We start from the raw sequence: 1,603 nt of genomic DNA, 5'->3' as shown, positions 1-1,603 counted from the left end.
ACCCCTACGGGATTCGAACCCATGTTACTGCCGTGAAAGGGCAGTGTCTTAAACCACTTGACCAAGGGGTCATATTTTAAAATTAAAACTAACGGAGAAGGAGGGATTCGAACCCTCGCACCGCTTGCGCGATCTATACCCTTAGCAGGGGCACCTCTTCAGCCACTTGAGTACTTCTCCAATGGGCCTAAATGGACTCGAACCATCGACCTCACGCTTATCAGGCGTGCGCTCTCACCAACTGAGCTATAGGCCCATAAAAGCGGGTAACGAGAATCGGACTCGCGACTACAGCTTGGAAGGCTGTCGTTTTACCACTAAACTATACCCGCAACACTTATGGCGCGGGACAGAATCGAACTGCCGACACATGGAGCTTCAATCCATTGCTCTACCGACTGAGCTACCGAGCCATTTAGCCATAATAATATTTAATTAGTGTAACGGTCCGTACGAGACTCGAACTCGTGATCTCCTGCGTGACAGGCAGGCGTCCTAAACCAACTAGACCAACGGACCAAAATTGCGGGAGCAGGGTTTGAACCTGCGACCTTCGGGTTATGAGCCCGACGAGCTACCAGACTGCTCCATCCCGCGATAATAAGGAGGATGAGAGATTCGAACTCTCGCGTGGTTTGACCCACCTGACGGTTTTCAAGACCGTTCCCTTCAGCCAGACTTGGGTAATCCTCCATGTAAAAATGTATAACTAGGAACTTGTCCACTATAATTAGTAGATGGACCTTGTAGGACTCGAACCTACGACCGAACGGTTATGAGCCGTTTGCTCTAACCAACTGAGCTAAAGGTCCGAGTGCTTATTCCTATCGCGGCAGGGGGGATCGAACCCTCGACCTCCCGGGTATGAACCGGACGCTCTAGCCAGCTGAGCTACACCGCGATCTGTTAAATAATCAAAGATTATCTAATCGGGAAGACAGGATTCGAACCTGCGACCCCCTGGTCCCAAACCAGGTGCTCTACCAAGCTGAGCTACTTCCCGTTATATGCACCCAGTAGGAGTCGAACCTACAACCTTCTGATTCGTAGTCAGACACTCTATCCAATTGCGCTATGGGTGCTTCATAAAAGTGCCGAGGACCGGGATCGAACCGGTACGGTTATCACTAACCGCAGGATTTTAAGTCCTGTGCGTCTGCCAATTCCGCCACCCCGGCAACACTTTTGGTAAAAGCGGAAGACGAGATTCGAACTCGCGACCCCCACCATGGCAAGGTGATGTTCTACCACTGAACTACTTCCGCATAATTATTCAGTTAATGCCGACTAGAGGATTCGAACCTCCGACCCCCTGTTTACAAGACAGATGCTCTGCCAACTGAGCTAAGTCGGCATAAGTTGATGATTAACACAACTATAATATCATATCATGCCAAGATATGTAAATCAACAAAAACTTTTAAAACTTTATCATGTCATGAACCGTGACAATGAGCCGTGACAGGCTCGAACTGTCGACCCTCTGATTAAAAGTCAGATGCTCTACCAACTGAGCTAACGGCTCAATGGAGGATACAGGGCTCGAACCTGTGACCCTCTGCTTGTAAGGCAGACGCTCTCCCAACTGAGCTAATCCTCCATG

The 1,603-nt window shown here is 49.5% G+C and carries 16 tRNA genes; all 16 read right to left on the bottom strand.

Annotated features, from left to right (window positions below):
- Positions 1-92: 92 nt before the first annotated feature.
- A tRNA-Ser gene (locus tag FFM74_RS13560) sits at positions 93-180 on the bottom strand.
- A gap of 2 nt (positions 181-182) precedes the next feature.
- A tRNA-Ile gene (locus tag FFM74_RS13555) sits at positions 183-256 on the bottom strand.
- 5 nt (positions 257-261) lie between these two features.
- Positions 262-332 (bottom strand) — tRNA-Gly (locus FFM74_RS13550).
- A gap of 8 nt (positions 333-340) precedes the next feature.
- Positions 341-413: transfer RNA gene (locus FFM74_RS13545), tRNA-Phe, on the bottom strand.
- Positions 414-444: 31 nt separating this feature from the next.
- Positions 445-519, bottom strand: a tRNA-Asp gene (locus FFM74_RS13540).
- Between the two features lie 4 nt (positions 520-523).
- Positions 524-597: transfer RNA gene (locus FFM74_RS13535), tRNA-Met, on the bottom strand.
- A gap of 6 nt (positions 598-603) precedes the next feature.
- A tRNA-Ser gene (locus FFM74_RS13530) sits at positions 604-693 on the bottom strand.
- A 45-nt stretch (positions 694-738) separates the two neighbouring features.
- A tRNA-Ile gene (locus FFM74_RS13525) sits at positions 739-812 on the bottom strand.
- Between the two features lie 15 nt (positions 813-827).
- Positions 828-901: transfer RNA gene (locus FFM74_RS13520), tRNA-Met, on the bottom strand.
- Positions 902-929: 28 nt separating this feature from the next.
- A tRNA-Pro gene (locus tag FFM74_RS13515) sits at positions 930-1,003 on the bottom strand.
- Positions 1,004-1,008: 5 nt separating this feature from the next.
- A tRNA-Arg gene (locus FFM74_RS13510) sits at positions 1,009-1,082 on the bottom strand.
- Positions 1,083-1,092: 10 nt separating this feature from the next.
- Positions 1,093-1,178, bottom strand: a tRNA-Leu gene (locus FFM74_RS13505).
- Between the two features lie 15 nt (positions 1,179-1,193).
- A tRNA-Gly gene (locus FFM74_RS13500) sits at positions 1,194-1,265 on the bottom strand.
- Between the two features lie 16 nt (positions 1,266-1,281).
- A tRNA-Thr gene (locus FFM74_RS13495) sits at positions 1,282-1,354 on the bottom strand.
- Positions 1,355-1,452: 98 nt separating this feature from the next.
- Positions 1,453-1,525, bottom strand: a tRNA-Lys gene (locus tag FFM74_RS13490).
- A 2-nt stretch (positions 1,526-1,527) separates the two neighbouring features.
- Positions 1,528-1,600, bottom strand: a tRNA-Val gene (locus tag FFM74_RS13485).
- Positions 1,601-1,603: the final 3 nt, after the last annotated feature.

It is taken from the genome of Lactiplantibacillus pingfangensis, from assembly GCF_005404945.1.
GTDB lineage: Bacteria > Bacillota > Bacilli > Lactobacillales > Lactobacillaceae > Lactiplantibacillus > Lactiplantibacillus pingfangensis.
Note: the sequence above shows the minus strand (reverse complement) of the source record. Positions and strands in the feature narration are given on the sequence as shown.